Raw genomic sequence first — 6131 nt, 5'->3', positions numbered from 1 at the left:
GGGGAATGGGCATGTCCCGTGGGGAGTTAGTGCCGGGGAATGGGCATGTCCCGTGGGGAGTTAGTGCCGGGGAATGGGCATGTCCCGTGGAGAGTTAGTGCCGGGGAATGGGCATGTCCCTCGGAAAGCTAGTGCGAGACAGGACACGTCCCATCCCGTGGACAGTCGGCGCGGGGGAGACGCCGCCGGGCTCAGGGGCGCGCGGTAAGGGTGAGTAGCACGGCCTCGGGTTTGCAGGCGATCCGGACCGGGGCGAAGCGCGAGGTGCCGATTCCGCCGGAGACGTTGACCGGCGTCGTGCGACCGTTGCTTTCCCAGTCGTGCAGTCCCTTGGCCCGCCAGGTGGGCAGGTCGCAGTTGGCCACGAGGGCGCCGTAGCCCGGGACGCAGATCTGGCCGCCATGGGTGTGGCCGGCAAGCAGCAGGTCCGCGGCGTCCTCGGTGAAGTGGTCCAGCACCCGCTGGTACGGGGCGTGCGCGACGGCGATCCGCAGGTGCGGTTTGGCGTCCTGGCCCTTGGTGCCGCGCGGCCAGCCGGCGTAGCGCTCGAGGCGCAGGTGCGGGTCGTCGACGCCGGAGAAGTCCACGCGCAGTCCCTTGAGTACGAGCGACTGGCAACGGTTGGTCAGATCGACCCAGCCGCCCATGCCGAAGCCTGCCCGGAGCCGCGGCCAGTCCAGTTCGACGGGATCGGGGCGCGATTTTGAAGGACCCAGCAGGTATGAGGCGGGGTTCTTCAACCGCGGCGCGAAGTAGTCGTTGGACCCGGGCACGAAGACGCCCGGGAACTCCATCAGCGGCCGCAGCGCCTCCAGCAGGGGATCGACTGCCTTAGCGTGGCTGAGGTTGTCGCCGGTATTCACCACCAAGTCCGGCTTCAGCTCGGCGAGGGAGCGCAGCCACGCTCCCTTGCGGTGCTGGCCGGGGACGAAGTGGATGTCGCTCAGGTGCAGCACGCGGAGCGGCCCGTACCCGGCCGGCAGGATGGGTAGCGACTCCTCCCGCAGCACGAACTGGTTCTTCTCCCACAATCCGTAGCCGGTCGCGGCGGCTCCCGCGGCGGCGCCGACGGCGGTGGTTACGGCAAAGCCGCGCCCGATGCTCCGGGCGCGGCTGGCCAAGGTGGTTCCGATGGTCACGGCTACTTCTTTTCCTTGGGCGGGTCCTTCGGGGCCGGTGCCGACGGTGCGGGGGACGACGGCGCCGGGTTCTGCGTCGCGGGCGGCATGAAGTTGTTGTTCTTACCGGCGTTGTTGTTGGCGGGCGGCTGGTATGCCTCGGCGAGCAGGTTCGACGGCGGCTCCGGGAACGGCTCGGTGCCGTGCGACGGGGCGATCTCGGCCATGAACTTGGAGAACATCGGCCCGGCGATCATGTAACCGTCGATGCCCTGGTAGAACTGGCCGTTGATCGTGATGTTCTGGCCGGCGCGTTTCTGGCTGCCGAGCGGGTCGCCGAACCAAGCCGCCGTCGCCAGGCCGGTGGTGTGGCCAACCACCCAGGTGGAACCGTTGTTGTTCGAGGTACCGGTCTTGGCCGCGATGGGGAAGTCGGTCTGCGTGGAAATACGCGGTTGGATGAGCGAGCCGGAGCCGCGGTTCAGGACTTCCTGCAGCGCGTGGTTCACGCCGCGGGCAACCTCGGGCTTGAGGGCATCCCGGCAGTTCGTCGCCTGGGCGGGCAGCTTGGCCCCGGTCGCGTCCGTCACGGAGGTAATGGCGATCGGCGCGCAGTACCGGCCGTCGTTCGCGAAGGTCGCGAACGCGCTGGCCATGGTCAGCGGGGCGGTCTGGGTGGAGCCCAAAAGGTTGGCCACGATCGACATGTTGATCGGCTGGTTATCCAGGCCGTTGTGTAGGCCCACGGCGTCCACGATCTTCTGAATTCCGCAGAAATCGAGCTGCGCGGCGGAGGCAAAGGTGATCGTGTTAATCGAGTTGTAGAGGCCCTTGAGGACCGTCATCGGGCGATAGTAGCCTTCTTCAGCGTTCTGCAGGTCGGGCGCGGCGCCCAGGCCTTCTTCGTCGGTGTTGTAGGCACCCGTGGTGACGCCGCAGGAGTTCTTCCACTGGAAGTTCAAGGGGTACTTGCGCACGGAGCCGTCCACCACGGTATTCATGGACTTGCCCTCGTCCAGCCACTCGGCGAAGGTGAACGGCTTCATGGTGGAGCCCGGCTGGGCTCCGCCGAGGCCGTTGAGGTCGTTGCCCTTTTCATCGCGTTTGTCGACGTTGAAGTTGAGCTGGGTGTCGAATTTCCCCTTGGCCGGCAGCCAGGACGTGTTCTGGGCCATGTTGGTGATCTTGCCCGTGCCCGGCTCCACGGAGACCAGGGCGGCGCCCCACTTGTTCGGGTTCGCCCCGGCAGCGGAGTCGACCTGCGCCTGCGCAACCTTCTGAGCCTTGGGGTCGAGCGTGGTCTTGATGGTCAGGCCGCCGCGGAAGATCTTCCGCTCGCGTTCCTTGGTGTCCGCGCCGTAGGCCGGGTTGTTGAGCAGCAGGTGCAGCACGTAGTCGCAGAAGTACGGCGACGTCGGCGAGTAAGCGCAACCCTGCCGCGGCTGGGTCACCTTGGTCTTGACCGGGGTGGCGACCGCGGCGTCGTACTGGGCCTGCTTGATCTTGCCCTGCGAGAGCATGGCCTTCAGCACGAGGTTGCGACGGACCTTCGCGTTGTCCGGGTTGGTGATCGGGTCGTAGAACGAGGGGCTGTTGACGACGCCGGCCAGGAGCGCGGCCTGCGGCAGCGTCAGGTTCTTGGCCGAGGTACTGAAGAACAGCCGTGCGGCCGCCTCGATGCCGTAGGCGTCGCGGTTGAAGAAGACGATGTTCAGGTAGCCCTCAAGGATCTGTTCCTTGGTGAACTTCTTTTCAAGGGCGATTGCCAGCTTCATCTCGCGGAGCTTGTCGCCGACGCCCTTGTTGACGCCGTTCAGCAGGACCTGGTCGCCCTTGCCCTCGGACTCCAGGGAGGAGTTGATGACGTTGTTCACGTACTGCTGGGTGATGGTCGAGGCGCCCTGCTTGTTACCGCGCGCGGTGGCGACGAGCGCGCGGAGAATGCCGGTGGTGTCGACGCCGCCGTGCTCGTAGAAGCGGCTGTCCTCGATGGCGATCACCGCGTCCTTGATGTACGGCGACATCTGATCCAGCGACACGCGGGTGCGGTTCTCAAGGTAAAGGTTGGCGATGGTGCTGCCGTCCGAGGCCAAGATCTTGGTCGACTGGCTCGGCGGATCAACCTTCAGTTCGGCCGGCAGGGTTTCGAAGAATTTGATCGAACCGCTTGCGGCGTTGCCGGAGACGGCGGCCGCGGGGACCAGCAGGCCCGCCATCAGGACACCACAAATCGCGCTCACGCCCAGGAAAAGGATGAGCTTTCCGAGGGTGGTGGCCGTGTCGAATAAAGGGTTCTTACCAGTCGCCATGTTTTCCACTTTACCGGCAAGGACTAGGCTTTACTTCATGACCAAATGGGAGTACGCCACGATTCCGCTCATTATCCACGCGACGAAGCAGATCCTGGACCAGTGGGGTGACGACGGCTGGGAGCTCGTCCAGGTTGTTCCGGGCCCCGATGGAAACGGCCTGGTTGCCTACTTGAAGCGGGAGAAGAACTAGCCATGAGCACCCCCGAAACGGCGGCTCCGGCCGAGGCCGCGAGCCCCGCAACCGCGGTCCAAAGTGACGCCGGCTCCGGCGCGTCGTCCGCCGTCGAACAGCGGCTGGCCGAGCTCGGCCTGGCGCTTCCCGAGGTGGCCGCCCCGGTGGCCGCCTACGTTCCGGCAGTCATCTCCGGCAACCACGTTTACACCTCGGGCCAGCTGCCCTTCATCAACGGCAAGCTCGAAGCCACGGGCAAGGTCTCCACCGGGACCGAAGTGACCTCGGACGAGCCGACCGTGTCCCCGGAGGCGGCCAAGCGCTACGCAGAGGTCTGCGCCGTCAACGCGCTGGCCGCCGTCAAGAGCGTCATCGGCGACCTGGACCGGATTACCCGGATCGTCAAGGTGGTCGGCTTCGTCTCCTCTGATCCCTCATTCACCGGCCAGCCCGGTGTCATCAACGGCGCCTCCGAGCTCCTGGGCAAGGTCCTTGGCGACGCCGGCCAGCACGCACGTTCCGCCGTCGGCGTTTCAGTTCTGCCGCTCGACTCTCCGGTCGAGGTCGAACTGATCGCTGAATTCGCCTAGAGGCCCGGTCGCTTCCCTTGCCGCACTTAGCACGACGCCTGTTTACCCTCCCCCCGGACCTTGAGGGGGCAGCCCGCAGCTGGCTTGAACACGGCGAGCGGACCCCCCGTGCCCCCCGCTACGCCTCCTCCGTGGTCCTGCTGCGAGATTCGCCCACCGGGCTGGAGACGTGGCTGGGCTACCGGCCCGGGTCCTCGCCGCTGGGCGTGCTCGCCTTTCCCGGCGGCTCGCTCGAGCCGTCCGACGACGACGCCGTGGGCTGGCTTGGCCCCTCGCCGCAGTGGTGGGCCGAGCAGATGGGCACGTCCGACGTCGGCCTCGCGCGACGCCACGTGGTGGGCGCCATCCGTGAGCTGTTCGAGGAAACGGGGGTCCTGCTGGCCGGTCCGGACCTGTCGACCACCGTGGAGGCAACGTCGACGGCCGAGTGGATGCGCGCCCGGGAGGCCGTGGCGGACCAGGAAAAGTCCTTCACCGACGTGCTCGCCAAGCGCGGGCTTTCGGTGCGGACCGATCTGCTCAAGCCGCTGGTGAACTGGCTCAGCCCGGACTTCGCCCACCGCCGCTTCAACACCCGGTACTTTGCCGCGACCATCCCGATGAACCAGCAGCCCTCGCTGCTGGCCAGCAAGGGCGTGTGGGCGCGCTGGGTGTGCGTCCGCAAGGTCATTGCCGAGCGCGACACAACAGCGCTGGGCGACGAGGTGGGCCAGCCCAACACCGTGGGCCTGAAGCTCGGCCAGCTGCTGGTCCCGGGTTCGGAGATCATGCTGGAGAAGATGGCCGCCGCCAACGGCTGCATCGCCTACCTCAGCTACAAGCGCAAGGCCCACGCCTATCAGCCCGCCTTGGTGGAGGAAGACGGCCGGCTGATGCTGGAAGTCGAGGCCGCCAAGACCGTCGCCGGGGAACCGCAGCGGGAACGCTGACCGGCCCAGGCCAGGTAACGGACATGCTCTTCGCGGCTTTCTCTCGACCACGGGACATGTCCTTCGCATCAGTTGGGCGATGGGCATAGCAGGTATATGTCCACTCGGGGCATTTAGGGATGGGCATGTCCCGTGGGAGTTCTCGCGAACGATGGGCATGTCCCGCCAGCCAGGCGAGATCCCGCAACACCGAAAACACCGAAAACACTGAGGGCCGGCCCGTCAATACGGGCCGGCCCTCAGTGTGTAAAGCTCGTGTTGCGGCTGTGCCTAGCGGGAGCGCTGGCGGAGGCGCTGCATGTCGAGAATCACGACGGCGCGTGCCTCCAGTCGCAGCCAGCCGCGCTGGACGAACTCGGCGAGGGCCTTGTTGACGGTCTCGCGGGAGGCGCCGACCAGCTGGGCCAGTTCTTCCTGGGTGAGTTCGTGGGCCACGAGGACACCGTCGGTCGCGGGGCGGCCGAAGCGATCGGCCAGGTCCAGCAGCGCCTTGGCCACGCGGCCCGGGACGTCGGAGAAGACCAGGTCGGAGAGCGAATCGTTGGTGCGGCGCAGGCGCCGGGCCAGGGCCTGGAGCAGCTGGGCCGAGACCTCGGGGCGGGTGCGCAGGAGGGCGTTGAGGCTCTCGTTCTTCAGCCCGGCCAGGCGGGTCTCCGAGACGGCGGTGGCCGTTGCGGTGCGCGGGCTCGGGTCGAACAGCGCCATTTCGCCGAACAATTCGCCCGGGCCGAGGATGGCGAGCAGCGACTCGCGGCCGTCGGGGGAGGTGCGGCCGAGCTTCACTTTGCCGGAGACGATGAAGTAGAGCTGGTCACCCTGGTCGCCTTCCCGGAATACCGAGGCTCCGCGTGAGAGGTCCACCTCGGTGAGCTCGTCCGTCAGCAGACGGAACGCCTCGTCGTCGAGCGTGGCGAAAAGGGGTGCGCGGCGCAATACCTCGATATCCATGAAATCTCCTGACTTACTGTGTCGGCTGGGGCGCTCCAGCCATTGTTTCAGAATTTTGAGGC

At 66.7% G+C, this 6131-nt stretch carries 6 protein-coding genes; 3 read left to right on the top strand and 3 right to left on the bottom strand.

All coding sequences use genetic code 11. The annotated features are described in order from the left end of the window. Positions 1-191 precede the first annotated feature (191 nt). Complete coding sequence (locus HNO80_RS03840) at positions 192-1139, bottom strand: metallophosphoesterase (protein WP_175321498.1); 948 nt, start codon at positions 1137-1139, stop codon at positions 192-194. 2 nt (positions 1140-1141) lie between these two features. Further along, positions 1142-3427, bottom strand: coding sequence for a transglycosylase domain-containing protein (locus tag HNO80_RS03835; protein ID WP_175321497.1), 2286 nt, complete (start codon positions 3425-3427; stop codon positions 1142-1144). 37 nt (positions 3428-3464) lie between these two features. Here HNO80_RS03835 and sp36 point away from each other — a divergent pair, with 37 nt between their 5' ends. From sp36 to HNO80_RS03820, 3 genes are read left to right on the top strand one after another with little or no spacing between them, the layout of a single operon-like run. Continuing rightward, entirely contained in the window at positions 3465-3620 is a 156-nt protein-coding gene (gene sp36 / locus HNO80_RS03830) for a Sp36 family protein (protein ID WP_175321496.1), read from the top strand. A 2-nt stretch (positions 3621-3622) separates the two neighbouring features. Continuing rightward, entirely contained in the window at positions 3623-4192 is a 570-nt protein-coding gene (locus HNO80_RS03825) for a RidA family protein (protein WP_175321495.1), read from the top strand. A gap of 17 nt (positions 4193-4209) precedes the next feature. After that, positions 4210-5121, top strand: coding sequence for an NUDIX hydrolase (locus tag HNO80_RS03820; protein ID WP_175321494.1), 912 nt, complete (start codon positions 4210-4212; stop codon positions 5119-5121). A 270-nt stretch (positions 5122-5391) separates the two neighbouring features. Here the strand turns inward: HNO80_RS03820 and HNO80_RS03815 are convergent, their stop codons facing one another. Further along, positions 5392-6069: a Crp/Fnr family transcriptional regulator gene (locus HNO80_RS03815; RefSeq protein ID WP_011693220.1), complete on the bottom strand. Its 678-nt coding sequence runs from the start codon at positions 6067-6069 to the stop codon at positions 5392-5394. Positions 6070-6131: the final 62 nt, after the last annotated feature.

Source organism: Arthrobacter sp. C9C5, assembly GCF_013359735.1.
Lineage (GTDB): Bacteria > Actinomycetota > Actinomycetes > Actinomycetales > Micrococcaceae > Arthrobacter.
This window is presented reverse-complemented; position numbering and strand designations above follow the sequence as displayed.

Excerpts from the sequence above, each read along its gene's own strand:
- HNO80_RS03835 (WP_175321497.1), bottom strand. The coding sequence starts at position 3,427 with ATGGCGACTGGTAAGAACCCTTTATTCGACACGGCCACCACCCTCGGA.
- sp36 (WP_175321496.1), top strand. The coding sequence starts at position 3,465 with ATGACCAAATGGGAGTACGCCACGATTCCGCTCATTATCCACGCGACG.
- HNO80_RS03825 (WP_175321495.1), top strand. The coding sequence starts at position 3,623 with ATGAGCACCCCCGAAACGGCGGCTCCGGCCGAGGCCGCGAGCCCCGCA.
- HNO80_RS03815 (WP_011693220.1), bottom strand. The coding sequence starts at position 6,069 with ATGGATATCGAGGTATTGCGCCGCGCACCCCTTTTCGCCACGCTCGAC.